General features: G+C 64.0%; 19 protein-coding genes. 7 read left to right on the top strand and 12 right to left on the bottom strand.

From position 1 onward, the window contains the following. Nucleotides 1-191 precede the first annotated feature (191 nt). The 6 genes from IVA78_RS22920 to IVA78_RS22895 form a co-directional block, all read right to left on the bottom strand. The gene (locus IVA78_RS22920) at nucleotides 192-959 is read right to left on the bottom strand and encodes an anti-sigma factor (protein ID WP_247448571.1); all 768 of its coding nucleotides are present in this window, start codon (nucleotides 957-959) and stop codon (nucleotides 192-194) included. Further along, on the bottom strand, nucleotides 956-1504 hold the full coding sequence (locus IVA78_RS22915; protein WP_247276693.1) for a sigma-70 family RNA polymerase sigma factor: 549 nt from the start codon (nucleotides 1502-1504) through the stop codon (nucleotides 956-958). Before IVA78_RS22915 ends, IVA78_RS22920 begins: the two co-directional genes overlap by 4 nt. A gap of 115 nt (nucleotides 1505-1619) precedes the next feature. Further along, nucleotides 1620-1955, bottom strand: coding sequence for a cupredoxin family copper-binding protein (locus tag IVA78_RS22910; RefSeq protein WP_247468094.1), 336 nt, complete (start codon nucleotides 1953-1955; stop codon nucleotides 1620-1622). A 14-nt stretch (nucleotides 1956-1969) separates the two neighbouring features. Then, nucleotides 1970-2914, bottom strand: coding sequence for a metallophosphoesterase (locus tag IVA78_RS22905; RefSeq protein WP_247276686.1), 945 nt, complete (start codon nucleotides 2912-2914; stop codon nucleotides 1970-1972). Nucleotides 2915-3142: 228 nt separating this feature from the next. Next, nucleotides 3143-4024: an alpha/beta hydrolase gene (locus IVA78_RS22900; protein ID WP_247276685.1), complete on the bottom strand. Its 882-nt coding sequence runs from the start codon at nucleotides 4022-4024 to the stop codon at nucleotides 3143-3145. A gap of 12 nt (nucleotides 4025-4036) precedes the next feature. Then, the gene (locus IVA78_RS22895) at nucleotides 4037-5656 is read right to left on the bottom strand and encodes a GMC family oxidoreductase N-terminal domain-containing protein (RefSeq protein ID WP_247276684.1); all 1620 of its coding nucleotides are present in this window, start codon (nucleotides 5654-5656) and stop codon (nucleotides 4037-4039) included. A 212-nt stretch (nucleotides 5657-5868) separates the two neighbouring features. Between IVA78_RS22895 and IVA78_RS22890 the strand changes: the two genes are divergently transcribed. Further along, nucleotides 5869-7041: a M20 aminoacylase family protein gene (locus IVA78_RS22890; RefSeq protein ID WP_247468092.1), complete on the top strand. Its 1173-nt coding sequence runs from the start codon at nucleotides 5869-5871 to the stop codon at nucleotides 7039-7041. 155 nt (nucleotides 7042-7196) lie between these two features. Here IVA78_RS22890 and IVA78_RS22885 read toward each other — a convergent pair whose 3' ends face one another. The 3 genes from IVA78_RS22885 to IVA78_RS22875 all read right to left on the bottom strand — a co-directional run bounded on the left by IVA78_RS22885 (nucleotide 7197) and on the right by IVA78_RS22875 (nucleotide 11601). Then, nucleotides 7197-8825 (bottom strand): inorganic phosphate transporter, encoded by a 1629-nt coding sequence (locus IVA78_RS22885; RefSeq protein WP_247468090.1) that lies wholly within the window; start codon nucleotides 8823-8825, stop codon nucleotides 7197-7199. A 98-nt stretch (nucleotides 8826-8923) separates the two neighbouring features. Then, complete coding sequence (locus IVA78_RS22880; RefSeq protein ID WP_247276681.1) at nucleotides 8924-10366, bottom strand: UdgX family uracil-DNA binding protein; 1443 nt, start codon at nucleotides 10364-10366, stop codon at nucleotides 8924-8926. Further along, nucleotides 10366-11601, bottom strand: coding sequence for a putative DNA modification/repair radical SAM protein (locus IVA78_RS22875; protein ID WP_247276680.1), 1236 nt, complete (start codon nucleotides 11599-11601; stop codon nucleotides 10366-10368). The genes IVA78_RS22880 and IVA78_RS22875 overlap by 1 nt, the downstream gene beginning before the upstream one ends. Nucleotides 11602-11764: 163 nt before the next feature. On the opposite strand from IVA78_RS22875, the gene IVA78_RS22870 reads away from it, so the two are divergent. The 3 genes from IVA78_RS22870 to IVA78_RS22860 are packed head-to-tail and all read left to right on the top strand — an operon-like array spanning nucleotide 11765 to nucleotide 17521. Beyond that, on the top strand, nucleotides 11765-12553 hold the full coding sequence (locus tag IVA78_RS22870) for a DNA repair protein (protein WP_247276679.1): 789 nt from the start codon (nucleotides 11765-11767) through the stop codon (nucleotides 12551-12553). Next, nucleotides 12450-14042: a DNA polymerase Y family protein gene (locus IVA78_RS22865; protein ID WP_247276678.1), complete on the top strand. Its 1593-nt coding sequence runs from the start codon at nucleotides 12450-12452 to the stop codon at nucleotides 14040-14042. The genes IVA78_RS22870 and IVA78_RS22865 overlap by 104 nt, the downstream gene beginning before the upstream one ends. Further along, nucleotides 14039-17521 carry an error-prone DNA polymerase gene (locus IVA78_RS22860; RefSeq protein ID WP_247276677.1) on the top strand — a complete coding sequence of 1161 codons (3483 nt, stop codon included), beginning with the start codon at nucleotides 14039-14041 and terminating at the stop codon, nucleotides 17519-17521. Before IVA78_RS22865 ends, IVA78_RS22860 begins: the two co-directional genes overlap by 4 nt. A gap of 149 nt (nucleotides 17522-17670) precedes the next feature. On the opposite strand, the gene IVA78_RS22855 is transcribed toward IVA78_RS22860, so the two are convergent. Beyond that, the gene (locus tag IVA78_RS22855; RefSeq protein ID WP_247276676.1) at nucleotides 17671-18441 is read right to left on the bottom strand and encodes an SDR family oxidoreductase; all 771 of its coding nucleotides are present in this window, start codon (nucleotides 18439-18441) and stop codon (nucleotides 17671-17673) included. A 177-nt stretch (nucleotides 18442-18618) separates the two neighbouring features. Next, complete coding sequence (locus IVA78_RS22850) at nucleotides 18619-18906, bottom strand: hypothetical protein (protein WP_247276692.1); 288 nt, start codon at nucleotides 18904-18906, stop codon at nucleotides 18619-18621. 68 nt (nucleotides 18907-18974) lie between these two features. Between IVA78_RS22850 and IVA78_RS22845 the strand changes: the two genes are divergently transcribed. From IVA78_RS22845 to IVA78_RS22835, 3 genes are all read left to right on the top strand, one after another. After that, complete coding sequence (locus tag IVA78_RS22845; protein ID WP_247468088.1) at nucleotides 18975-20387, top strand: CoA transferase; 1413 nt, start codon at nucleotides 18975-18977, stop codon at nucleotides 20385-20387. A gap of 145 nt (nucleotides 20388-20532) precedes the next feature. Beyond that, a complete protein-coding gene (locus IVA78_RS22840) occupies nucleotides 20533-21777 on the top strand; it encodes an efflux RND transporter periplasmic adaptor subunit (RefSeq protein ID WP_247419285.1) in 1245 nt (414 codons plus the stop codon). Between the two features lie 28 nt (nucleotides 21778-21805). Beyond that, nucleotides 21806-24937: a CusA/CzcA family heavy metal efflux RND transporter gene (locus IVA78_RS22835; RefSeq protein ID WP_247419284.1), complete on the top strand. Its 3132-nt coding sequence runs from the start codon at nucleotides 21806-21808 to the stop codon at nucleotides 24935-24937. Here IVA78_RS22835 and IVA78_RS22830 read toward each other — a convergent pair. Next, on the bottom strand, nucleotides 24925-25887 hold the full coding sequence (locus tag IVA78_RS22830) for an amidohydrolase family protein (protein WP_247276672.1): 963 nt from the start codon (nucleotides 25885-25887) through the stop codon (nucleotides 24925-24927). The two genes, IVA78_RS22835 and IVA78_RS22830, sit on opposite strands and share 13 nt — an antisense overlap. Nucleotides 25888-26001: the final 114 nt, after the last annotated feature.

The raw sequence follows: 26001 nt of genomic DNA, 5'->3' as shown, positions 1-26001 counted from the left end.
TGCAGATAGTTGCGCTCAATCGTCCGGTCATAGCTGTTGTCGCGCATCGGATCGTCCTCCGCTGGAGCGATCCAATCAGCGAATTAGTGAACATGCACAATTGCGAGCGAAGCGAAGCAATCCAGGATCGTTCCGCGGAAAGAACCTGGATTGCTTCGTCGCTACGCTCTCGCAGTGACGGCGAGACCCTTCTATCCCTCCACATTCGCCTTGATCGCCGCCTCGAACCTGTCGACGAACTCGGCGAGCTCGTCGGCGCCGAGATCGCTGACGGCCCAGAAGTTCAGGCCGCGATTGCCCCAACGACGGCAGTTGAAGCCCTGCATGGTTTCGGTCTTTGGCGCGCGATATTCCGCGTTCGATGTCTGCGACACGAACAGGTTGATGACGTGCTGCCGGCGCCGGTAGACGACGGCGCCGATGGCGCGCGCATCGATATAGTCGAGCCGGCCGCCGACCAGCGTGAAACCCTGCGCGGTGAGGTCGATCACGGGCGGGGCGACGTCGAGCTTGCCGTTGAACCATGGCTTGACGGTGTGCTGGTCGGTGGAAAGCACGTCGGTAAGGTGACCGGCCTGAAGCGAGCGCAGATGCGCGGAGACGACCTCCGACAGGATACGCTGCTGGTCGTCCTGGCGCAGCACCACCGCGACGATGCCCGAAGCAGCAAGCGCGGAGACGGCTGAGCCCATTGCAAAGCCGCGCAGCACGGAGCGGCGGGTTGGTTGTTGGCGCTGCGGCTCGGGCAACGAGGCCTCGATCCGGCTGCGCAGGCTTGCGGGCGCGGTGTAGCGCAAACTGGCGTGGGCGAGCACGCGTTGCATGTCGCGCTGCGCGGCGAACTCCGCAGCGCAGTCCGGGCAGCTTGCGATGTGGGCTTCGACCTCGCGCGCATGGCCCGCATCGAGCTCATTGTCGAGCAGCGCGTGAAGCAGGTTCCTCGCTTCTTCGCAAGTCATCTTGAGTGCTCCTCTTCCACATTCCAGGCCGCGCGCAGCATGGCGCGGGCGCGGGCGAGGCGGGACATCACGGTACCGATGGGCGCGCCGACGACCTCGGCGATTTCACGGTAGGAAAGATTGTTGATCTCCCGCAGCACGAAGGTTTCCTTGAACGGTTCGGCGAGCGCGTCGATCAGCTTGCGGATCGCGCCGGCATCGCGGCTGCGCAGCACTTCGGTTTCCGGGCTTGCCTCGCTCTCCTGCCAGATTGGTGTCTGCTCGGCGGCGCCGGGCGTCTCCTCGATCGCGCTGTGGGAATGCGCGCGCCGCGCATATTCGGCGTTGCAGACGTTGCGCAGGATCGCGAACAGCCACGGCTTCATCGCCGGTCCATGATAGCTGTCAAAGTGCTTCAGCGCTCGCAGATAGCACTCCTGCACCGCGTCCTCGGCGTCGGAGGCATCGCGCAAGAGATAGCGCGCGAGCGTGTAGACGTCGTCGAGATAGGGCAGCGCCGCTTCGCGGAAGCGCAGCGCCTTCTGCAAATCGTCGGTGCCGGGCATCGCTCCTCGCTTTGCCTTTTGCTTTGCCACTTCTTTTGCCGTGATCGAATAGGTCTGAGCCCGGCCGGCGTGGGACAACCGGCCGGGCAAGACGTGGGTGCCTTGGTTGGAGACGTTACTCAACCTTGATCATCCCCGTCATGTGCGGATGCAACGAGCAAAAATATTTGTAGTCGCCCGCATTGGTGAAGGTGAACGAGAACCTGTCCTTGGTGTCCAGGGTCTTGGACCTGAACTTGCCGGCCGACACCACGGTGTGCGGGATGTCGTCCCGGTTGGTCCAGGTCACGGTGGTGCCGACCTTGATCGTGAGCTCGGCCGGCTGGAAAACGAAATTATCGATATGCACCTCCGTCTCGTCGGCACGGGCAGCTGTTGTGGGCAACAGGATGGCCGCGGCCAAAGCGAGACCGAAGTCGACACCGAAGTCGCGCCGATTGAGTGTCTTCATGATCAGCTTTTCTCTCAGCCCTGGAGCGGCGTGTCGATGATGGCGAGGCGCTGCTCGTTCTGCTTGAAGTTGATGCTGGCAACGCCGAGCATGGAGCGGAGCCTGGCGTTCTCGACCTTCATCGGTCCTGGTGAGGGAGCGGCCCCCGGCGCCGGCTGCGGGAAGGCGGTCGAGCGCGCAGTGTGGAAAGTGACGTTGCCCTCGACCTTCTGCATCACCTGGTGGATGTGGCCGTTGAGCACCGTGACCGAGCCGAACCCCTTGACGTATTCCAGCGCGCGGCCGCCGTCTTCGGTGCCCCAGCCCCATTCGGGATAGACGGTCCAGAGCGGGATGTGCGCGAACAGCACGACCGGAGTCGATTTTGACTTGCCGCGCAGATCGTCCTCGAGCCAGGCGAGCTGCTCGGCGCCGAGATTGCCGAGGCCGCCGGCCTTGAGGTCGACGACGTTGACGAGGCCGATGAAGTGCACGCCGCCGGCGTCGAACGAGTACCAGCCGCGACCCTTGGTGCCACGGCCGTAGCGTTCGCGATAGAGCTTCACCTCCTCGTCGATGATGTCGTGCTCGCCCGGCACGTAATGCACGTCGAGCTTGGTTTGCGAGATGATGCGCTCGGCATTGTCGAATTCGGCGGCCTTCGACAGATGCGTGATGTCGCCGGTGTGGATCATGAAGGACGGCTTGACCGGCATGGCGTTGATCTTGCCCACGGCTTCCTCCAGCGTGCCGAGCGCGTTGGGATTGGCCGGCTTGTCGAAGCCGACATGGCTGTCGCTGATCTGGAGGAAGGTCATGCCGGGCGCGGCCGCGGTAGCAGCTTGCGCACTATCGATGATGCCGAACGAGCGCGGCACGCCGCCGGTGATGGTCCAGAGCACCCCGGTGCCGGCCCAGGTCATGCATTCCAGCACCTTGCGGCGGCTGACACCGTCGTCCCCGTGATCGTGTCCGCTCATCGCGCATCTCCTCTCGCCCGGAATTGGGCTTCGGGAAGGTGATCGGGGAAGGAAGCGTCTTATTCCCGAATGCGATGACGATTTCGTGAGGGGGAAATTCTCGTGTCCCGGACGCAACGCAGCACCTCTTGGTGATGCGTTGCAGAGCCGGGACCCTGAAAGCCGCGCGGTGCGCCGTGAGATGGGCCCCGGCTCGGCGGCGCATCTGCGCCGCGTCCGGCACGAGACTTACTTTGAAAAATCTCTCACGGCTTGCACCACGGCCTGCGGCACTTCCTGCGCCACGCAATGCCCGGCATCATCGAAGACCAACGTACTGACGCGCGGAATCAGCGATACGGCGCGCGCCGACATTTCCTTGTAGATCGGCCCCGACTTCGCGGCGGTCGTGACGCGCACCGGGCAGTCGATCTCGGTGAGCGAGGTAAACGGATTGCCGCGGGCATCGCCAACGTAAACCTGCTCCATCGCCTCGTAGATCGGACACAGGATTGCCGACTCGATCTCCGGCGTGCAGCAGAGCTTTACCCGGCCGTCGTCGAGCGGCACGAAGCCGTGGCGCACGTAAGCCCAAAGCGACGTCTCGGTCCAATCCGCAAATGCCGGCGCCGCCCGGTAGCGCGCGAAGACGGCCGCAGCGTTCTCGAATTCGGCCCGTCGCCGCAGCGTGCCGTGCACGCGGGAAAGGGATTCGTCGCTCAATGCGCCGGAGCGCGCCGCGCGCGGGTCCATCACGGTCGGCTCCATCACGAACAGGCGCGTGAAGCATCCGGGACGAAGTTTTGCCGCGAGGAGTAGGTCGGTTGCACCAGCACTGTGGCCGATGCCATAGACGTCGCGCAGCTCGAGTGTCTCGATCACCCGGCTCACGTCATCGGCGTAATCCAGGAAGTGATAGGCGCCGGGCTTGTGGCTGGCGCCATGGCCGCGGCGGTCGAGCGCATAGACGGTGTAGGTCGATGCAAGCTCGCGCGCGACCTCGTCCCAGACGTCAGCGACGAAGCCAGTGCCATGCAGGAGCAGGGCAGGTGGTTTCCCGCTCTCGCCCCATTGCAACATGGCGATCTGCGCGTCGGCTGGGCCGATTGAAAAGCGGTACGAATTGATCATGGTGGCCGGATGCTACTTCGCATCCTCCAAAATCATCGCCGCACCTTTCTCCGCGATCATCGCGGTCGGCGTGTTGGTGTTGCCCGAGGTGATGGTCGGCATGATCGAGGCATCGACGATGCGAAGACCGCCGAGGCCGTAGAAGCGCAGGCGTTCGTCGACCACCGCCATCGGATCGTTCGCCGCGCCCATCTTCGCGGTGCCGACGGGATGGAAGATGGTGGTGCCGATGTCGCCGGCAGCCTTCGCAAGCGAGGCATCGTCGTCGCCGACGGTGGGGCCGGGCAGATATTCGATCGGGCGGTATTTTGCCAGCGCCTTCTGCTGCATCAGGCGTCGCGTGGTGCGGATGGCGTCGGCGCCGACCTGGCGATCGTCGTCGGTCGACAGGTAATTCGGCGCAATGATCGGCTTCTCTTCAGGCGTTGCCGAGCGCAGCCGCACGGTGCCGCGAGAGGTCGGTTGGAGATTGCACGCGCTCACCGTGATCGCGGGGAAGCGGTGCAGGGGATCGCCGAACTTGTCGAGCGACAGCGGCTGCACGTGAAACTGGATGTTGGCGCGTGCGCGCGTCGCATCGGAGCGCGTGAAAATGCCGAGCTGCGATGGCGCCATGGTCAGCGGCCCGCGGCGGCGGAAGGCGTAGTCGAGCCCCATCAGGCCGCGGCGAAACAGGTTGTAATAGGTCTCGTTCAGCGTGCGCACCCCTTCGACCTTGTAGATCGCGCGCTGCTGGAGATGATCCTGCAAGTTGCGCCCGACGCCGGGCCGGTCCACGACGATGTCGATGCCGAGCGGCGAAAGCCAGTCGGCGGGGCCGATGCCGGAGCGATGCAGCACCTGCACCGAGCCGATCGAACCGGCCGAGAGGATCACCTCGCGCTTGGCGCGCGCCTCGATGATCTCGCCATTCTGGATGAAGCGCACGCCGACGGCGCGGCCCTGCTCGATGACCAGGCGGTCGACCAGCACATGCTTTTCCAGCCGCAGATTGGGACGGTTCAGCGCGGGCTTGAGGAAGCCGCGCGCCGACGACCAGCGCCGGCCGCGCTTCTGGTTGACGTGGAAATAGCTGGTGCCTTCGTTGTCCCCGGTGTTGAAGTCCGGGATGCGCTTGATGCCCATCTCCTCGGCGGCGTCCCCAACGGCGTCGAGAATGTCCCACGACAGTCGCGGCGCCTCGATGCGCCAGCCGCCTCCTGTGCCATGATGCTCGCTCGGCCCAAGGAAATGATCCTCCAGCCGTTTGAACAGCGGCAGCACGTCGCCATAGCCCCAGCCGGTCAGCCCGAGCTGGCGCCAATGGTCGTAGTCGGCAGCCTGTCCGCGCATGGAGATCATGGCGTTGATCGCCGAGCAGCCGCCGATCACCTTGCCGCGGGGATAGGCGAGCGCGCGGCCGTTCAAGCCCGGCTCGGCTTCAGTCTTGAACATCCAGTCCGAGCGCGGATTGCCGATCGCGAAGAGATAGCCGACCGGGATGTGGAACCAGATCCAATTGTCGTCGCCGCCGGCTTCGAGGATGAGGACGCGGTTGTTGCGATCGGCCGACAGCCGGTTCGCGACGATACATCCCGCGGTGCCGGCTCCGACGATAATGTAGTCAAACTCACCTTCGAGCCGTCTTGGCATTCTGCGTCCATCCCAACAGGCGTCATGCCAGGGCTTGTCCCGGCCATCCACGCGCTTTCTGTCGTAATAGTCGGACGTAGATGGCCAAGACAAGCTGGCTAAAAGCCCGGCCATGACGAAAGGACAGGTTACCTTCGATCCGCCGGAGTTAGGTGGACCGGCGCTTGCATGGTAGGACAATCCTGTGTTCCCAAAAAAGCTTGAGATCCTCCATGCCTATCGTGAACCGCGTCGCCGACCTCCAACCGGATATTCAGGCCTGGCGCCGGGACATCCATCAGCATCCGGAGCTGCTGTACGAGGTTCACCGCACCGCAGCATTTATCGCTGACCGCCTGCGCGAGTTCGGCTGCGATGAGGTCGTGACTGGCCTCGGCCAGACCGGCGTGGTCGGCGTCATCAAAGGCAGCAAGCCGGCCGGCGACGGGCTCAAGGTGATCGGTCTGCGCGCCGACATGGACGCGCTCCCGGTCGAGGAGCAGACCAACCTGCCTTACGCCTCGAAGAACCCGGGCAAGATGCACGCCTGCGGCCATGACGGCCACACCGCGATGCTGCTGGGTGCGGCGCGCTACCTGGCCGAGACCCGCAACTTCGCCGGCGATGCCGTGGTGATCTTCCAGCCCGCCGAGGAGGGCGGCGCCGGCGGCGAGGCCATGGTCAAGGATGGCCTTATGGAGCGTTTCGGCATCGAGCAGGTCTATGGCATGCACAACGGCCCGGGCATCCCGATCGGCTCGTTTGCGATCCGGCCGGGACCGATCATGGCGGCGACCGACGAGGTCGACATTCTGATCGAGGGCGTCGGCGGCCATGCCGCGCGTCCGCACAAATGCGTGGACTCCGTGCTGGTCGGTGCACAGGTGATCACTGCCCTGCAATCGATCCTTGCGCGCAGCGTCGATCCCCTGGAATCGGCTGTGATCTCGATCTGCGAGTTCCACGCCGGCAATGCCCGCAACGTCATTCCGCAGACGGCGACGCTGAGGGGCACTATCCGCACGCTGTCGCCGGAGGTGCGCCAGCTGGTCGAGAAGCGCGTCCGCGAAGTTGTGGCCGGCGTGGCGCAGATCACCGGCGCCAAGATCGATCTGCGCTACAAGCGCAATTATCCGGTGGTGAACAACCACGCTGCGGAGACCGAGGTGGCAAGGCGCATCGCCAAGCAGGTCGCAGGGGACGCCAACGTGCACGAGATGCCGCCGCTGATGGGCGGCGAGGATTTTGCCTATATGCTGGAAGCGCGGCCTGGAGCGTTCATCTTCTGCGGCAACGGCGACAGCGCCGGCCTGCATCACCCCGCCTACAATTTCAACGACGAGGCGATCGTCTTCGGTACGTCCTACTGGGTCAAGCTGGTCGAGGAACAGCTGGCGGCGTCTTAAGGCTTCTGAGTCGTCATTCCGGGATGGTCCGCAGGATCAGACCTGGAATCTCGAGATCCCGGGTTCGGCTCTTCGAGCCGCCCCGGAATGACAATCTTAAATGCAAATGGCCGGGCTAAGGCCCGGCCATCCGCATTTATGAAGTGTCGTTCTTCTCAGAACATCCGCGAGAAGATCACGTAGAGCGTGGCCGACAACATGATCGCGCAGGGCAGCGTCAGCACCCAGGCCATCAGCAGATTGCGGATGGTCGACCATTGCAGGCCCGAGCCGTTGGCCGCCATGGTGCCGGCGACGCCGGACGACAGCACGTGAGTGGTCGAGACGGGCAGGCCGAACACGTCGGCCGCGCCGATCGTGGCGGCGGCCACGAGCTCGGCCGAGGCTCCCTGCGCATAGGTGAGATGGCTTTTGCCGATCTTCTCGCCGACGGTGATAACGATGCGCTTCCAGCCGATCATGGTGCCGAGGCCGAGCGCGATGGCGACTGCGATCTTCACCCAGGTCGGGATGAACTTGGTCGCGGCGTCGAGCGAGCCCTTGTAGGTGTTGAGCACCGCGATCTCGTCCTTGTTGAGATCGTTCGCCTTATCCTTCATCAGGAAGCGGATCGCTTCCGAGGTCAGGTACATGTCGTTGCGGGTGTTGCCGACGGCTTCGGCGGGTACCTTGCTCAACGTGCCGTATCGAGCGACCTGATCGCCAACGTCCTTCACCAGCAGGGCGAGCGAGGGATAGGTACCATCGTTGAGCTCGTGCAGGGCGATGTATTGCGTCACCGCCGGGCGAGGATCGCCGATGATGCTGTGGCCGGCGCCTTTCGCCGAGATCACCTTGGAGGCAGCCTCGGAGGCCTTCTGGAACTGGGCGACCTGAGATTCCGGCAGCGCCCGGTTGAGGGCGTAAGCCGTCGGCACGGTGCCGATCAGGATCAGCATGATCAGGCCCATGCCCTTCTGGCCGTCATTGGAGCCGTGGGCGAAGCTGACGCCGGTGCAGGTCAGGATCAGCAGGCCCCGGATCCAGAGTGGCGGCGCCTTGTTGCCCTCAGGTGCCGCGTACAGAGACGGATTGCGCACGATGAACTTGAGCAGCAGCAACAGCACGGCGGCACAGATGAAGCCGAACAGCGGCGACAGCAGCAGCGCGTAACCGATCTCGGTCGCCTTGCTCCAGTCCACGCCGGAGATGCCGTCGCGGCCGCGCATGACGGCGTTGGCGACCCCGACGCCGATGATCGAGCCGATCAGCGTGTGCGAGGACGAGGCGGGCAGGCCGAAGAACCAGGTGCCGAGATTCCAGAGGATCGCGGCGATCAGAAGCGCGAACACCATGGCGAAACCGGCGCTGGAGCCGACCTGGAGGATCAGCTCGACCGGCAGCAGCGAGACGATGCCGAACGCGACCGCGCCGGAGGACAAGAGCACGCCGAGGAAGTTGAAGAAGCCCGACCACATCACCGCGACTTCGGCCGGCAGCGAATGGGTGTAGATCACGGTGGCCACCGCATTGGCGGTGTCGTGGAAGCCGTTGACGAACTCGAAGCCGAGCGCGATGAGGAGCGCGACGAATAGGAGGATGTAGGGCAGGTAGGTCGTCACCCGCGTGCCGGTCGCGTTGATGTCGACATAGATGCTGTAGGCGACGAACAGCGCGCCCGCGGCGAGGATGCCGAAGAACAGGATCAGCGTCAGCGGATTGAAGCCCTTGTCGAGATTTGGCCGCGACGCCTGCTGGACGGGCGCGCGATCTGTTACGGCGCGGTCGAATGCTACATCGGTCATCTCTGGACGCCCCTTAACCTTCAGGTAAGGGTATTGTCCGCGATGGATTTGAAGGCTGGATGACAACCAAGGCGTGAAAGCCGCCTTCCTGCCAGTATTTAAGCAGCCCGTGCAGCCTTCTTCTGCAAGCCGGCCGCGATCTTCAAATCTTCGACAAAGCGCTGATATTCCAGCACCTTGGCCTCGGGATCGGGCAGCCGCAGCAGATAAGACGGATGCACCGTCACCAAAGCCTTGCGCCCGTCGGGAAGGTCGATCAACCGGCCTCGGTTTTTGCCGATGGGCGTGATCTTGCCGAACACGCTTTGCGCGGCGGTGGCGCCCATCGCGACGACGAGATCGGGCTGAACGGCCGCCAGCTCCCGCTCATACCATTGCCGGCACGCCCGGATCTCCGGCGTATTCGGCTTCTGGTGCAGGCGGATCTTGCCGCGCGGCACGAATTTGAAGTGCTTGACGGCATTGGTGACATAGACCTTCTTGCGATCGACGCCGGCTTCCTCGAGCGCGCGATCGAGCATCTGGCCGGCCGGGCCGACAAAGGGATGGCCGGCGAGGTCTTCCTTGTCGCCGGGCTGCTCGCCGACCAGCATGATGTTGGCGGACTTCGGGCCCTCGCCGAACACCGTCTGGGTCGCGTCCTTGTAGAGATGGCAGGCGCGGCAATGCGCGGCCTCCTCGCGAAGCGCGTCGAGATCGTCGGTTGTGGTTTTGCGTTTCATCGGAGCCTCCGGCCGCTTCTGAGGCTTGTGCGGATCGGTTGCGGCATTGGCGATCATGGCGCCGGTCATGCGCTCGGCGTCCTCGATCAAGGGCTTAATGATCGAAGCCTCGGGCAGGTTCCTCCAGTATTTTTTCGGCATCTCGGCCTGCATCGGCTTCACCTTGAGCCGGGCCGGATTGAAGATGCTGGCATAATAGCGCCGCCAGGTTTCCTCCAGACGGTCTTCGCCGGGCGCCTCGCTCTTGCTGACGCCCGGCGTGAACGAGAGTGCGTGGCCATCCCAATGCGCGCAGAGGTCGGGCGTCAGGATCGACCAGGGCATGTCGGCAAAGCGCTTGGCGAAAAATGGCGCGGCGAGCTCGACGATGTGATGTTCCGGCTCGAACCAGGCGACGTAATGCGCCTGGCGTTCCCTGCCGATTTCGCGGAAGCGCACGAAGGCATGCATCTTGTGCTCGTCGCGGTAGACTGCCTTCGCCATGGCCGTGACTTGCGCGACATCGGGATCGGTTGCGACCTCGATGAGATCGTGATTGTCCTTCAGCCGAAATAGCAGGCGATAGAGGATCGCAAAGCGTTCGCGGTCGCGGTGCAGGATTGCCGCTTTGGCGAGCTCGACGAATTTCGCGGAGACGTTGAAGGTGCTATCGCTGCCCTCCGGCAGCAGAGACGGCGAGGGCGGCGCGAACAGCTCCGCTTCGCCTCCCTGCACGGCCCAGGTGACATCGGCTGGCCTGACGCGGTGAAGCACGAGGCTACGTGCGGCTTTGCGCCAGCCTTCGAAATCGGTTTCATGATCGAGAGTGATGAATTGCATCAGAAGCCAAATCCCAGTTGCGTCGCCTTTGGCTTGAACCGCTCGATCAGCCGCGCCTCGTCGAGACAATGCGGTGAGGGGCGGTGATCGCTGAGGACGATGAACGGCAGCGCCTTGTGCCGGGGCACGTGCAGCCGCGCGAGATCGGCGAGGCGGATCATTGTCGTGCGCCGCGTCGCGATGATGCGTTCGACTGCTTTGGTGCCGAAGCCCGGCACGCGCAGCAATTCCTCGCGGCTGGCGCGGTTGACATCGAGCGGAAAGCGGTCGCGGTGGCGCAGTGCCCAGGCGAGCTTTGGATCGATGTCGAGCGGCAGCATCGCGCTGTCGTCGACGATCTCGCCGACGTCGAAGCCGTAGAACCGCATCAGCCAGTCGGCCTGATAGAGGCGGTGCTCGCGCAGCAAGGGCGGCGCGCGCAAGGGCAGGGCGCGGCTGGCGTCGGGGATCGGGCTGAACGCGGAATAATAGACGCGGCGCAGGCGGTAGGCGCCGTAGAGATTGGCGCTGGTGTGGAGAATGGTGTGATCGGAGGCCGTGTCGGCGCCGACGATCATCTGCGTGCTTTGCCCAGCCGGCGCAAAGCGCTGCGGCTTGGCCTTCGTTTTCGCGCTGCGGCCTTCCTCGGCTTCATCGAGCTTGAGCCGCAGCCGGCCCATGGTGCGGCGGATCGCGCGCACGTCCTTCTCCGGCGCGAATTGCTTGAGGCTCGTCTCCTGCGGCATCTCGATGTTGATGGAGAGACGGTCGGCATATTGGCCGGCTGCTGCGATCAGCGCATCGTCGGCTTCGGGAATCGTCTTGAGGTGGATGTAGCCGCGGAAGTGATGCTCCTCGCGCAGTTTTCGCGCGACGCTGACCACTTGCTCCATGGTGTAATCGGGACTGCGGATGATGCCGGAGGAGAGAAACAGGCCCTCGATGTAATTGCGCCGGTAGAAGTCGAGCGTCAGCTTGACGACCTCGTCGATGGTGAAGCGGGCGCGCGGCACGTTGGAGGAGGCGCGGTTGACGCAATAGAGGCAATCGTAATTGCAGGCATTGGTCAGCAGCACCTTGAGCAGGGAGATGCAGCGTCCATCCGGCGCGTAAGAATGGCAGATGCCCATGCCCGGCGCGGTCGAGCCCATGCCCTTGCCGTCGCTGGAATCCCGCTTCTCGGTGCCGCTGGAGGCGCAGGATGCGTCGTACTTGGCAGCATCCGCCAGGATTTCCAGCTTGCGTTGTACGTCCATGTTTGAATCTCTTTGATTCCACTCATGAATCCTAAAGCGCGCCAATTCGATTGACTCCCAGGGCGGCGTTAGCTTTATATTAGAACATATCATGAACAAATGAGCCAGCCGCTGGTTCTCTTTTTGAGAGCCACCGGCAATCACCCCTGAAGGAGCGGCGAGCATGAGCGGCGCACGCAGAAGCGCGCTTGCGACCTTGCGCAGCCAGATCGAGCGCATCGAGACGGCGGAGGTCGTGCATCAGCGCGATCGCGTCGCGCTCGGCCACAGCGAGGCGGACAGCGCGCTGAAGGGCGGGCTCGCACGTGCGGCGATCCATGAGGTGTTTTGTGAGGGCCGGCAGGGGACGGCCGCAACGGGCTTTGTCATGGGGCTTGCGGGCCGCGTTTCGGCGCGCCGGCCGCTGCTGTGGGTGCGGCAGGATTTTTCGGAAATCGAAACCGGCGCGCTGTCGATGAGCGGGCTCGCCGAGTTCGGTCTCGATCCGCGCCGCGTGGTGATGGTGCGCGCCGCTGATGTCGAGAGCGCACTGCGCAGCTCAGCCGACGCGCTTGCCTGCGATGCGCTGGGGGCCTTGGTGCTCGAGCTCTGGGGCGAGACCAGGCAGTTCGATCTCGTGGCGAGCCGCAAGCTGACGCTGGCCGCGCAAGCTTCCGGTGTCACCGGGCTCTTGCTGCGCATGGCGGCGCAGCCGCTGCCCTCGACCGCGGAAACACGATGGATGCTGCGCGCAGCGCATTCACCGCCGGGCCCGGTGTCGAGTGCCTGGGGCGCGCCGCGCTTCGATGCCGAGCTCTTGCGCAATCGTCATGGCCCATGTGGCCGGTGGACCATGGAATGGAAATGTGATGAGTGCCAGTTCAGTGAGCCGTCGACGTATTCTCAGCCTGTGGCTGCCACGCCTGCCCATCGACCGGATTCAGCGGTTCTTTGGGAACGTCGGACTGCATAAGAGCAATGATCCAAGCATCGTCGTCATCAAGGACAACAATGCGCTGGTGATCCATGCGCTCGACGAGGCCGCCGAGCGCCTCGGCCTGTATATAGGTCAGCCCTTGGCCAATGCGCGGGCGATGTGTCCGGACCTGAAAGTGTTCGACGCCGATATTGTGGCCGATGCGAAGACGCTGAGCGATGTCGCGGACTGGTGCGACCGCTTCACGCCGCTGGTGGCGCTCGATCCGCCGCACGGCCTGTTTCTGGACATCACCGGCTGCGCGCATCTATTCGGTGGTGAGGCCGCGTTGTTACGGACGTTGGTTCGCGCATTGGCCCGGCAGGGGTTTGCCATCAGCGCGGCGATCGCCGGCACCTCGATCTGCGCACGCACGCTGACGCGGCAGGCCACGGGCACCATCGTGGCCGATGGCGAGGAGGCGGAGGCGATCAGCCGATTTCCGATTTCCGCGCTCGGTGCAGGTGAAGTCATCACCACAGGCTTGCGTCGCGCCGGTTTGAAGACCATCGGCGACGTCGCCTCGCGCTCGCCGAGCGAGATCACGGCGCGGTTCGGCGCCCGGTTCTCCACGCTGCTGGCGCATGCGCTGGGGCAGGGCGATGCGCCGATCAACCCGCGAAAACCGCTGCCCGACTACATCGTGGAAAAACGTTTCGCCGAGCCGATCGCGACCGACACCATGATCGCGATGACGCTGTCGCGGCTTGCCGACACGTTGATCGCATCCATGGAGAAGCAGGGCAAGGGCGCGCGACGCCTGGAAGCCGCGTTCTTCCGCACCGACGGCGTGGTGCGCGCGATTACGGTCGAGACCGGGCGTCCGGTGACGCGCAGCGCGGTCATCGACCGGCTGTTTCGCGAGCGTCTCGATGCGCTCGCCGATCCGCTCGATCCTGGCTTCGGCTTCGACATGGTGCGGCTGTCGGCGAACCGTACAGAAATCGTGGTGCAGGAGCAGCGCGATCTCGATGCCCATGCCCACGACAATGACGAAATCGCCGCACTGATCGACCGCATTGCCGCGCGCATCGGCGGCAAGCGTGTCGTCGTGCACCTGCCGCAGGACACCCATATCCCTGAATGCGCGGTTGTAGCCGCGCCGGCGCAGCATCATCTCGCCGCCGCCATGCAGGCGGAATGGCCTGCGCGGGCCGAGAACGAGCCGCCGCTGCGTCCCTTGCGGCTGTTCGACAAGCCGGAGCCGATCAAGGTGCCATTTGCGACCGTGCCGGACGGCCCGCCGCATCAATTCACCTGGCGCCGCGCGCTGCATGCGGTGGTGCGGGTGGAAGGGCCCGAGCGCATCGCGATGGAATGGTGGCGGCAGGACGGCAAGCAGCTCACGCGGGACTATTTCCGCATCGAGGATGCCGAAGGCCTGCGCTTCTGGATCTTTCGCGACGGTCTTTATGAGGGGGAGGTGTTCGACGACGACGGCAAACCCGCTTCTCCCGGCTGGTATGTGCACGGTCTCTTCGCATGAATACGCCTGCCTATGCCGAGATCGGCATCACCACCAATTTTTCCTTCCTGCGCGGCGGCTCGGATCCGCGCGCCTATGTGCATCAGGCCAGCATCCTCGGCATTCCCGCGATCGGCATCGCCGATCACAACACGCTGGCCGGCGTGGTGCGCGCCTACAAGGAGCTCGACAATGCCGAGGTGCTGCACAAGCCGAAACTCCTGATCGGTGCGCGCATCGTCTTCATCGACGGCACGCCGGACATTCTGGTCTATCCGCGTGACCGCGGGGCCTATGGTCGGCTGTGCCAGCTTCTCACCAAGGGCAAGCGCGGCGACGACATCACGCGGATCGAGAAGGGCGAGTGTCGTCTCACCTTCGCCGACCTCATCGAGTTTTCAGAAGGCCAGCTCCTGGTCCTGACGCTGCCGCATCGTTTCGAACCCGCACAGGCGCTGGATGTTCTTGCAAAACTCAAGGACAGCCGCGCCGAGGGCGTGTGGCTGGCGGCGAGCCTGATCTATCGCGGCGACGACCGGCGCCGGCTGGCGCGGCTCGATGATCTCGCGGCAAAAGCAAGAGTGCCGTTGCTCGCGACCAACGAGGTGCTCTATCATCATCCCGCGCGCCGTCCTCTCCAGGACGTGCTGACCTGCATCCGGGAAAAGACCACGATCGAAGCGGTCGGACGGAAGCTGGAAGCCAATGCCGAGCGGTTCTTGAAGGCGCCGCAGGAGATGTCGCGGCTGTTCCGCGATTTCCCCGAGGCGATCGCGGAGACCATGCGCTTTGCCGATGCAATCGACTTCTCGCTCGATCAGCTCAAATACCAATATCCGGACGAGCCGGTGCCGCCGGGCAAGACCGCGCAAGGTCATCTTGAGGATCTGACCTGGGCCGGTGTCGACAAATATTTCGGCGGCATCACCAAAATCGACGAGAAACTGTACGCTACGCTGAAGAAAGAGCTCACGCTGATTGCCGAGCTGAGATACGCGCATTACTTCCTCACCGTGCACGACATCGTGCGCTACGCGCGCAGCCAGAATATCCTGTGCCAGGGGCGGGGATCGGCGGCGAACTCGGCCGTGTGCTACGTGCTTGGCATCACCTCGGTCGATCCGACCAAGGTCGATCTGTTGTTCGAGCGCTTCATCTCCAAGGAGCGGCTGGAGCCGCCCGATATCGATGTCGATTTCGAGCATTCGCGGCGCGAGGAGGTGATGCAATATGTCTATCGTCGCTACGGCCGCCACCGCGCCGCGATCATCGCCACCGTCATCCATTATCGCCCGCGCAGTGCCATTCGCGACGTGGGCAAGGCGCTGGGCCTGACCGAAGATGTCACTGCCGCGCTCGCCGACACCGTCTGGGGAAGCTGGGGCAAGGGTCTTAACGACATGCAAGTCAGGCAGGCCGGGCTCGATCCCAACAATCCCATGATCAACCTCGCGGTCGAGCTCGCAACCGAACTGATCGAATTCCCGCGCCATCTCTCCCAGCATGTGGGCGGTTATGTGCTGACGCAGGACCGGCTCGACACCTATGTGCCGATCGGCAACGCCGCGATGGACGATCGCACCTTCATCGAATGGGACAAGGACGACGTCGACGCGCTCAGCATGATGAAGGTCGACGTGCTGGCGCTGGGCATGCTGACCTGTATCCGCAAGTGTTTTGATTTGATCGCGGAGCATAAGGGCGAGCGCTGGGTGCTGGCGAGCGTCCCGCAGGACGACCCCAAAGTCTATGACATGCTTTGCGACGGGGAATCGCTCGGCGTGTTCCAGGTCGAAAGCCGCGCACAGATGAACATGCTGCCGCGGTTGAAGCCGCGGACGTTCTATGATCTCGTCATCGAAGTCGCGATCGTACGTCCGGGCCCGATCCAGGGCGATATGGTGCATCCTTACTTACGGCGGCGGAACGGCCTGGAAAAAGTGAGCTATCCCTCGCCATCGCCCGAGCATGGTCCCGCGGACGAGCTCTACAAGGTTCTGCATAAGACCAAGGGCGTCCCGCTGTTCCAAGAACAGGCGATGCGCATCGCGATCGAGGCGGCAAAATTCACCTCCGAGGAGGCCAATGGCCTGCGCCGCTCGATGGCGACCTTCCGCAATATCGGCACCATCGGCAAATACGAGGACAAGCTGATCGGCAACATGGTCGCGCGCGGCTACGATCCCGACTTTGCCCGAAGCTGCTTTGATCAGATCAAGGGTTTTGGCTCTTACGGCTTTCCGGAGAGCCATGCCGCGAGCTTTGCGCAGCTCGTCTACATTTCTTCATGGCTGAAGCATTACCACCCCGACGCCTTCTGCTGCGGCCTCTTGAACTCGCAGCCGATGGGCTTTTATGCCCCGGCGCAGATCGTCGGGGATGCTCGCAAGAACGGCGTCGAGGTGCGCGACATCGACGTGTCCTACAGTTTTGCGCAGAACACGTTGGAGCAGGGGAGAGGCAAATACTGCGCCGTGCGCCTCGGCTTCCGCCAGATCGACGGCTTTCACTGGTTGGACGAGGATGAGGAGAGGCTAAAGTGCTCTCAGTCGTCATTCCCCATTGCGCAATTGCGCAATGGGGACGCGCCACTTGGCGCGAGCCCGGAAGCCGTCGGGCCGCATACGCCTGACGTAATGGATTCCGGGCTCGACGCCGCCGCATCGCGCCGGAATGACAGGAGAGAGGACTGGGCCGACCGCATCGTCGCCGCCCGCAACCGCCGTCCCTTCACCTCGCTCGAAGATTTTGCGCGCGACACCGGCCTGCCCAAGCGCGCGCTGATCCTGCTGGCGGATGCCGATGCGTTCCGCTCGCTCGGGCTCGACCGCCGCGAGGCGCTATGGCAGGTGCGGCGGCTGCCCGACGACGTGCCGCTGCCGCTGTTCGAGGCGGCCACCGCGCGCGAGCAGCCGGACGAGCACGCAAGGCCGCTGCCAGTGATGCCGCGCGCCGAGCAAGTGGTCGCCGACTATCAGACCATCCGCCTGTCGCTGAAGGGCCACCCGATGGAATTCCTCCGCGAGATGTTCTCGCGCGAGCGCGTCATCGCCTGCAAGGATGTCAGCCATGAGAACGAGCGGCGCCGCGTCCGCTGCGCCGGCGTGGTCTTGGTGCGGCAGCGGCCGGGCAGCGCCAGCGGCGTCGTGTTCATGACGCTAGAGGACGAAACCGGCATCGCCAATGTCGTGGTGTGGCCCAAGATCATGGAGCAATACCGCAAGGAGGTGATGGGCGCGCGCCTCATCCTGGTTGAAGGCTACATCCAGAGCAGCCCTGAAAAGGTGACGCATCTCATCGCTCAGCGCATGATCGACCGCTCGCACGATCTGATAGGTCTCGCCAACGATGCCTTAAGCCGCAAGCATCCGGTGCCGGCAGGCACCGCCCTGGTCGAGCCGCTCAACGACGATCCCCGTGCTCACGCGGATAGCCCGGCGCAGAAAATCCGCCACCCCCGCAACGTCCGCACCCTGCCGCCATCGCGGGATTTTCATTGAGATGTGACGCGAGATGCCGCCACACGCTTACTGCCGTCGGGTGGCAAAGGCGCGTAAGCGCCGTGCCCACCTTCCAGCGGCTGTCGCGAAAGCGGTGGGCACGCTTCGCTTTGCCCTCCCTACGAGTTCTTCGATGATGATGCCGTGCCCTAAAAATTCACTCGGTTCGAAATCGCGCCGTCCACGACGAGATTGGACCCAGTGGTGAACCCTGACACCGGGCTTGCCAGAAACACCGCGGCGCTCGCGATCTCCTGCGGCGTCGCCATGCGGCCGGTCGGGTTGCGGCTCATCGCATCCTTGTAGCGCTCCGGCATGTTCTGCTCGATCATCTCCCAGACGCCGCCCTTGAAATAGACCGTGCCGGGCGAGACCACGTTGACCCGGATCTTCTTCTTGGCATATTGCCGCGCTAGTCCCTTGGCCATGTGGATCAGCGCCGCCTTGATCGGGCCGTAGGAGCTGGCGGTGTCCGCTTGCGCCGCGGAGATCGACGAGATGATGACGAAGGCGGCGTCGCCACTGCTGGCGCCGCCTGTCTCCAGGAACGGTCGCGCGGCATCGAAGGCATGCACCGCACCGAGCACGTCGAGCCGGAAATTCTGCTCCCAGGACGCGGGGTCGTGCCCTTGCGCCATCGCGCCGGCATTGGAGAACAGCATGTCGATGCCGCCGAGCTCCTTTGCGGCATTCTCGATCCAGGCTTTCAGCGCCGCGCCGTCGGTGACATCGACTGGACTGCCGGTCGCACGGATTCCGCTCGCCTTCAGCTCGGCCACGGTGGCCGCAACCTGATCGGCGTTGCGCGCGCAGATAGCGACATTGGCGCCTTCACCGGCAAGTGTCGCCGCGATCGCCCGCCCGATGCCGCGCGTGCCGCCGAGCACGATGGAGTTCTTTCCTTTGAGACCGAGATCCATTGTCTGGTTTTCCTTGTTGTTGGTGCCGGGAGTGTAGCTCTTTTGGGAGATATGCTGAACTCTCCAATTCGTCACTGCGAGCGCAGCGAAGCAATCCAAAAATGCATCCGCGGAAGCACTCTGGATTGCTTCGTCGCAAGGGCTCCTCGCAATGACGCGGAGAGAGGCGGGGCCCATTCACTCCAGCGCCGCTCCCACCGGCGGGCCGCCGGGCGGGCGGTGCAGGAAGGTCAGCGAGACGTAGGCGCCGACCCAGGAGCCGATCGCGGCGAACGCGACGTAGAAGGCGTTCTCGGTGTAGCTGATCACGGCGTAAGACGAGAGCAGGTACCAGATCGCGCTCCAGGTCGCGGCGGGCACGCGCTTGCGCGCGACCACGGCCGAGGTGAACATCACGTAGACCGCGTCCGTCGCCGCCGTCGCGACGAACACGGCACCCGCGGTGAGGGGATCGACGGCGGCCATTGCAATCCTTTCTGTGATCATGACATGGTCGCGAAAAGTACAGCAAACGAGCAGGGAGAGAAGCGGCCATGCAAAGCCCGGCCGATATTCTCAAGAGCATCTGGACCTCCGCAGGCGGCGAGGCCGCCGCGCTCGACCGCGTGCAGCTGACCGGTGAGGAGCCGCAGATCCCATCCTCCTTTCGCGTCGCCGTCGCCGGCCAGACGACGATCGCCGCCGCCGGCCTCGCCGCCGCGGAGATCTGGCGACTGCGCAGCGGTGAGGCGCAGGACGTCTCCGTCGACATGCGTCATGCGGTCGTCGAATGCCGATCCGAGCGCTATTTGCGCGTGGACGACAAGCCGCCGCCCCCGGCCTGGGACGCCATCGCCGGCGTCTACAGAACCGGCGACGGCCGCTTCGTCCGCTGCCACACCAATTTCCCGCATCACCGCGAGGCCGTCTGCAAGGTACTCGGCTGCGTGCCCGAGCGCGAGAAGGTGCAGGCGGCGCTCATGCAATGGAAAGGCGAGGATTTCGAGGCTGCGGCTTACGCCGCGGGCGGCGTCGTTGCCCTGATGCGCAGCTACGACGAATGGTCGGCGCTGCCGCAAGCGTGGGCGCTCGCCGAACTACCGCTGGTCTCGATCGAGAAGATCGGCGAGGCCCCGGCGAAACCGTGGCCCCTGGGATTGTCGAACAGCGATCGTCCGCTCGCGGGCCTGCGCGTGCTCGATCTCTCCCGCGTCATCGCGGGCCCTGTCGCAGGCCGCACGCTCGCTGCGCACGGCGCGGACGTGCTGCTCGTCTCAGGGCCCGAACTACCCGCCATCCCCTGGCTCACCATCGACACCGGCCGCGGCAAGCTTACCACCTTCGTCGAACTGAAAAGCGAGGCGGGCAGGGCGCAATTGCGCGCCCTGTTGCAAGACACCGACGTCTTCTCGCAAGGCTACCGCCCGCGCGCGCTCGCCGCCCTCGGCTTCGCGCCGGAGGACGCAGCGCAAACCAATCCCGGCATCGTCTATGTCACGCTGTCGGCCTATGGCCATGCCGGTCCGTGGGCAGAGCGGCGCGGCTTCGATTCACTGGTGCAGACCGCGACCGGCTTCAACCAGGCGGAGGGACAGGCCGCCGGCATCGACGGTCCCAAGGAATTGCCGGCTCAGATGCTCGACCACGCCACCGGTTATCTGATGGCGTTCGGCGCCATGATGGCCAAAGTGCGCCAGGCTCGCGAAGGTGGCAGCTGGCACGTCCGCGTGTCGCTGGCGCAGACCGGACGCTGGCTGTGGAATCTCGGCCGGCTTGACGGCGGACTGGACACCCCGGATCTTACGGGGGAGGCCATACATGCTGCGTTCATCGAGAGCATGCCATCTGGCTTCGGCATGTTGAAGGCGGTGCGCCATTCGGCGGTGCTATCGACGACGCCGGCACAATGGAGTCGTCCGGCGATGCCGCTCGGCAGTCATCCGGCACAGTGGCCGGCGCGAAGCTGACATGAAGCTGACACATCGCGAAATTTTAACGTCGACCAAGAGGCGCCCAGCGTTTTTTAGGTTGTTTGAAATCGGAATTCAGCACTATTAGCGCGACCGATAAGGCAGTCATTTGCCGAGATCGTCGCAAACACGACCGGGCTCAATGGTGGTTGAAAATACCAAGCGATTGCAGGTGCTTACAAAACAACGGATGATCACCTCCGTAGTTTTACTAGCGCTCGCCGGTGCCGGGGCCTACGGCTTCCTGTATTCGGGATCTAAGGAAAAGAAACACTCCGAAATCTCGAGCCAATCGCGCAGGAATGCGCAGACCTTCACACCGACGCCGTCCGAATGGGCGACGCTGACGATCGAGCCGGTCAAGGCCAAGAGCTTCCGGGCCGAGTATGTCACCGAGGGCAAAGTCGCGGTCGACGAGGACCGTTCGACGCCGGTGTTCTCGCCCTATGCGGGCCGGGTCACCAAGCTGCTCGCCAAACCGGGTGAGATGCTGAAGCAAGGCCAACCGCTGTTCACGATCGAGGCCGCCGACACTGTGCAGGCTCAGAACGATTTCGTCGCGGCCATGACCTCGCAGAACAAGGCAAGGTCGGCGCTTGAGCTCTCCGACATCCAGTTCAAGCGCGCTAAGGACCTCTATGAGGGCCATGCCATTCCGCTGAAGGACTATCAGCAGGCGGAGGCGACCCAGGTTCAGGCGCAGAACGACATGCGCTCCTCGATGACGGCGCTAGAAGCGGCGCGCAACAAGCTGCGCATCCTCGGCTTCACCGACGAGACCATCAAGGCGTTCCAGGAAAAGGGCGTCATTAATCCGGAAATCACGATCTATTCGCCGATCGCGGGCACGGTCGTGCAGCGCAAGATCGGCCCTGGCCAGTACGTCAGTTCCGGTGCCAGCGATCCGGTCTTCGTGATCGGCGACCTCTCCACGGTCTGGCTCACCGCCTTCGTGCGCGAGAGTGATGCGGCCGCGGTGTGCATCGGTCAGGACATCACCGTCAACGTGATGGCGCTGCCCGGGCGGCCGCTGACCGCCAGGATCAACTACGTCGCCGCCGCGATCGATCCCAACACCCGCCGCCTCCTGGTCCGAGCCACCATCGACAACAAGGACGGCTTGCTCAAGCCGGAGATGTTCGCCAACGTCACGATCTACTCGGCCGGCGACCGTGCCGCGCCGGCGGTGCCGAAGCAGGCTTTGATCTATGAAGCCGACAAGGTCCGCATCTGGGTCGCGCGCGAGGACAAATCGGTCGAGCTGCGCCAGATCAAGATCGGCCTCATCAACGGCAACCTCGTCGAGGTCACTAGCAATCTGAAACCTGGCGAGCAGATCGTCACCAGGGGCAGCCTGTTCATCGACCGCGCGGCGTCCGGCAGCTGATCGACGACCCAAGAAAACTGAAGACCTGATGGATCGTCTCGTTGCCCTTGCCGTCAATCGGCGCTTTCTGATGGTCGGCATGTTCGTCGCCGTCATGATCGGCGGTCTGATCGCGTTCAACCAGCTCAACATCGAAGCCTATCCCGATCCGACCCCGCCGATGGTCGACATCGTGACGCAGAGTCCGGGCCTCTCGGCAGAGGAGATCGAGCGCTACATCACGATTCCGATCGAGACACAGGTCGCGGGCCTGAAGAACCTCACGACTATCCGCACAATCTCGCTCTACGGCCTCTCCGACGTCAAACTCCAGTTCTCCTTCGCCTATACCTATGACGAGGCGCTGCAGCAGGTGCTGAACCGGCTGGCGCAACTCGCGCCGCTGCCCGGCAACGTGCAGCCGCAGATATCGCCACTCAGTCCGGTCGGCGAAATCTTCAGGTATCGTCTCGTCGGACCGCCGAACTACAGCGTGCTTGACCTAAAGACCATCCAGGACTGGATCCTGCAGCGCCGCTTCCGCGCCGTGCCGGGCGTCATCGACGTCACCGGCTGGGGCGGCAGGAGCAAGACCTACGAGCTCCAGGTCGATTTCAACAAGCTGGTCGCCAACGGCTTGACGCTGCCGCAATTGCTCCAAGCGGTCGGCAATTCCAACGTCAATGTCGGCGGCAACACCGTCAATATCGGCCAGCAATCGGCGGTGGTGCGCGGCGTCGGCCTGATCCGCTCGATCGATGATCTCGCCAACACCATGGTGGCGCAGTCCGGCGGCAATCCGGTGCTGGTCAAGGACGTCGCCACCGTAACCGTTGGCCAGAAGCCACGTCTGGGCATTGCCGGCATCGACGATTCCGATGACATCGTGCAGGGCATCGTCCTGATGCGCCGCGGCGAGCAGAGCTCGCCGACCATCAAGCGCGTCCACCAACTCGTTCAAACCATCAACAACTCCAGCATCCTGCCGCCAGGCGTGCGCATCGAGCGGATCTACGACCGCGGAGACCTGATTGAGCTCACCACCCACACCGTGCTGCACAACATGGTGGTCGGCATTCTGCTCATCGTGCTGTTGCAGTGGATGTTCCTCGGTGACTTGCGCAGCGCGCTGATCGTCGGCGCCACCATTCCGTTCGCGCTTTTCTTCGCCGTTATCATCCTGGTGCTCCGCGGAGAATCGGCGAACCTGCTGTCCGTCGGCGCCATTGATTTTGGCTTGATTGTCGATGCTACCGTCATCATGGTGGAGGCGATCTTTCGACGCCTGACCCAGACCACGCCGATGTCGGAAGCCGAGCAGATGTCGCATGAGACGCTGTTCGGCATGAAGAGCCATGCCATCCTCAGCGCTGCGGCCGACGTTTCGCGCTCGATCTTCTTTGCAGCGGCCATCATCATCGCGGCCTTCCTGCCGCTGTTCACGCTGTCAGGCGTCGAGGGCAATATCTTCGGGCCGATGGCGCGCACCTACGCATATGCGCTTGCGGGCGGGCTGCTTGCGACGTTCACCGTCACCCCGGCGCTATCGGCGATCATCCTGCCCGCCCATGTCGAGGAAACCGAGACCAGGATCATGCAGATCCTGCACAGGCTTTACTCGCCGCTGCTGCATTGGGCGGTCGCCAATCGAAACATCGTGCTCGGCGGCGCCGTCGGCCTCGTGCTGATGACGGTTGCGCTCGGCCGGCTGCTGGGTCTCGAATTTTTGCCCAAACTGGAAGAGGGCAATCTCTGGATCCGCGCCACGCTGCCGCCGACCATCTCGCTCCAGGAAGGCAATTCTTACGTCAACGAGATGCGCAAGGTGATCCGCGCCCGGCCCGAGGTCGAGTCCGTGGTGTCGCAGCACGGCCGTCCCGACGACGGCACCGACGCCGCCGGCTTCTTCAACGCCGAGTTCTTCGCGCCGCTCAAGCCCGCGAGCCAGTGGCCCGGCACGCGCGACAAGGAAGAGCTGACCGCGCAACTGTTCAAGCAGCTCGACGACCGCTTCCCCGGCGTCGAGTTCAACTTCTCGCAATATCTCCAGGACAATGTCTCCGAAGCCGTTTCCGGCGTGAAGGGCGAGAACTCGATCAAGCTGTTCGGCAGCGACCTCCAGGCGCTGACCGACACCGCCAACAAGATCAAGTCGGTGCTGGCCACCGTGCAGGGCGTCACCGATCTTGCGGTGTTCACCTCGCTCGGGCAGCCGACTATCCAGATCGACATCGATCGTGCCAAGGCTGCGCGCTATGGTCTCGCCCCCGGCGACATCAACGCCACGATCAAGGTCGCAATCGGCGGCGACACTGCGGGCGATCTCTATGAGCCTGGCAGCGACCGCCACTTCCCGATCATCGTGCGCCTCGCGCCGGAATACCGCAGAAGCGCGGAGGCGATCCAGAATTTGCGGATCGGCGCGCCGGGACCGAACGGCACCGTCACGCAGATCCCCCTGAGCGAGGTCGCCAACATCAGCCTCGTCTCCGGCGCCGCCTACATCTATCGCGAGCAGCAGGAGCGCTATCTGCCGATCAAGTTCTCGGTACGCGAACGCGACCTCGGCAGCGCGATCCGCGAGGCGCAGCAAAAGATCGCCGAGCAGGTGCAGCTGCCCCCCGGCTCGCGCATGGAGTGGGTCGGCGAGTTCGGCAACCTCCAGGATGCGATCCGGCGGCTGTCGATCGTGGTGCCGATCTCGCTGGCGCTGATCGGCGTCCTGCTCTGGTTCAATTTTGGCTCGATGACCGACACGCTGCTCGCGATGAGCGTGATCCCGATGGCGATCTTCGGCGGCGTGCTGGGCCTTTTGATTTCCGGCACGGCCTTCAGCGTCTCCGCGGCGATCGGCTTCATCGCGCTGTTCGGCATCGCCGTCATGGACGGCATCATCATCCTGTCGCAGTTCAACCAGCTCATCGAGGAAGGCATGGACCGCATGAGCGCGGTGGTGCGTACCGGCGAATTGCAGCTTCGGCCGGTGCTGATGACCTGCGTCGTCGCCGGCGTCGGCCTGTTGCCGGCGGCGCTGTCGGACGGCATCGGCTCGCAGGTGCAGAAGCCGCTCGCGGTCGTGGTCGTCACCGGCATGATGCTGGCGCCGGTCGTGATCCTCGTGACCTTGCCGGTCCTGATCTCCTTTTTCTCCCGCCCGCGCGCTGATCGTCAGAACCCGTAGAGACGCGCCGGATTGTCGACCAGGATCTTCTTGCGCACGTCCGCATCTGGCGCCCATACTGGCAGCTGATTGAGCAGACGTCCGTCGTCGATCTGATAGAGCGGCGCGATGTCGGTGGGCTTGCGTCCCTCGACGCGGCTGGAATCGGGATGCGGCCAGTCGGTGCCCCAGACGATGCGATCCGCGTTCGCCGCGATCAGCGCCTTCGCGAAGGGCACCATGTCCTGATAGTCGGGTGCGAGCTTTGATGACCGGTAGGCGGCCGAAATCTTGACATAGGCCTTGCCGGATTTCACCAGCGCGACGAGATCGGAAAAGCCCGGCTGCTCCAGGCCCCGCGAGGCTTCGAGACCGCCAAAATGGTCGAACACGACGGGCACCGGCGCCGTCTCGACGAGGTCCTTGATCGCCGAGATCATGGCGAGCGTGGTGTAGAGTTGCACGTGCCAGCCGCGCGCCTTCATCCGTTCGACGGCGGCAGTGAAGCGCGGTCGGCCGACATTGGGGTCATTGACGCCGCCGGTCGCAAGATTGAGGCGGATGCCGCGGAATCCGTCCTGATGCATCGTGTCGAGTTGGGCCTCGGTGGTCTTGTCGTCGATCACGGCCACTCCGCGCGCGGTCGCGCCGCGTGCTTTCATGCCGAACAAGGTCGATGAATTATCGGTGCCGTAGACGCTTGGTGTCACGATCACCACTCGCTCGATATGCAGCGCCTTGTGCAGCGCGGCCATTTCTTCGGGGCTCGCCGGCTCCGGCGTGTAGACGCGCCCTGCGAAGAACGGAAACTTTTCGACATCGCCATGGATGTGGGTGTGGCAGTCGCAGGCATGCGCCGGGACATCGAAATTGATCGGCGTCTCAGGCTGCGCCGCACGGGCGTTGGCTCTGTTGGTCATGGCTACTCCGGCGGCAAGCGAGGCGAACAGGACGCCGCGTCGGCTGAGCATGGTTTCTCTCCCTGTAATACGATCTTTGGCAATAGGGCTGGGACAGTATCACATCAGCCCGGAAGCCGCTCCACTTCGCTGCATAGCTGCTCAACAAGGTCCGCAAGCGGGCGT

This window comes from Bradyrhizobium sp. 137, from assembly GCF_023074095.1.
Classification (GTDB): Bacteria; Pseudomonadota; Alphaproteobacteria; order Rhizobiales; family Xanthobacteraceae; genus Bradyrhizobium.
This window is presented reverse-complemented; position numbering and strand designations above follow the sequence as displayed.

Excerpts from the sequence above, each read along its gene's own strand:
- IVA78_RS22860 (WP_247276677.1), top strand. The coding sequence starts at position 14,039 with ATGAATACGCCTGCCTATGCCGAGATCGGCATCACCACCAATTTTTCC.
- IVA78_RS22870 (WP_247276679.1), top strand. The coding sequence starts at position 11,765 with ATGAGCGGCGCACGCAGAAGCGCGCTTGCGACCTTGCGCAGCCAGATC.
- IVA78_RS22910 (WP_247468094.1), bottom strand. The coding sequence starts at position 1,955 with ATGAAGACACTCAATCGGCGCGACTTCGGTGTCGACTTCGGTCTCGCT.
- IVA78_RS22885 (WP_247468090.1), bottom strand. The coding sequence starts at position 8,825 with ATGACCGATGTAGCATTCGACCGCGCCGTAACAGATCGCGCGCCCGTC.
- IVA78_RS22900 (WP_247276685.1), bottom strand. The coding sequence starts at position 4,024 with ATGATCAATTCGTACCGCTTTTCAATCGGCCCAGCCGACGCGCAGATC.
- IVA78_RS22895 (WP_247276684.1), bottom strand. The coding sequence starts at position 5,656 with ATGCCAAGACGGCTCGAAGGTGAGTTTGACTACATTATCGTCGGAGCC.
- IVA78_RS22840 (WP_247419285.1), top strand. The coding sequence starts at position 20,533 with ATGGTGGTTGAAAATACCAAGCGATTGCAGGTGCTTACAAAACAACGG.
- IVA78_RS22855 (WP_247276676.1), bottom strand. The coding sequence starts at position 18,441 with ATGGATCTCGGTCTCAAAGGAAAGAACTCCATCGTGCTCGGCGGCACG.
- IVA78_RS22880 (WP_247276681.1), bottom strand. The coding sequence starts at position 10,366 with ATGCAATTCATCACTCTCGATCATGAAACCGATTTCGAAGGCTGGCGC.
- IVA78_RS22890 (WP_247468092.1), top strand. The coding sequence starts at position 5,869 with ATGCCTATCGTGAACCGCGTCGCCGACCTCCAACCGGATATTCAGGCC.
- IVA78_RS22835 (WP_247419284.1), top strand. The coding sequence starts at position 21,806 with ATGGATCGTCTCGTTGCCCTTGCCGTCAATCGGCGCTTTCTGATGGTC.
- IVA78_RS22905 (WP_247276686.1), bottom strand. The coding sequence starts at position 2,914 with ATGAGCGGACACGATCACGGGGACGACGGTGTCAGCCGCCGCAAGGTG.
- IVA78_RS22920 (WP_247448571.1), bottom strand. The coding sequence starts at position 959 with ATGACTTGCGAAGAAGCGAGGAACCTGCTTCACGCGCTGCTCGACAAT.
- IVA78_RS22865 (WP_247276678.1), top strand. The coding sequence starts at position 12,450 with ATGAGTGCCAGTTCAGTGAGCCGTCGACGTATTCTCAGCCTGTGGCTG.
- IVA78_RS22875 (WP_247276680.1), bottom strand. The coding sequence starts at position 11,601 with ATGGACGTACAACGCAAGCTGGAAATCCTGGCGGATGCTGCCAAGTAC.
- IVA78_RS22830 (WP_247276672.1), bottom strand. The coding sequence starts at position 25,887 with ATGCTCAGCCGACGCGGCGTCCTGTTCGCCTCGCTTGCCGCCGGAGTA.
- IVA78_RS22845 (WP_247468088.1), top strand. The coding sequence starts at position 18,975 with ATGCAAAGCCCGGCCGATATTCTCAAGAGCATCTGGACCTCCGCAGGC.
- IVA78_RS22915 (WP_247276693.1), bottom strand. The coding sequence starts at position 1,504 with ATGCCCGGCACCGACGATTTGCAGAAGGCGCTGCGCTTCCGCGAAGCG.
- IVA78_RS22850 (WP_247276692.1), bottom strand. The coding sequence starts at position 18,906 with ATGGCCGCCGTCGATCCCCTCACCGCGGGTGCCGTGTTCGTCGCGACG.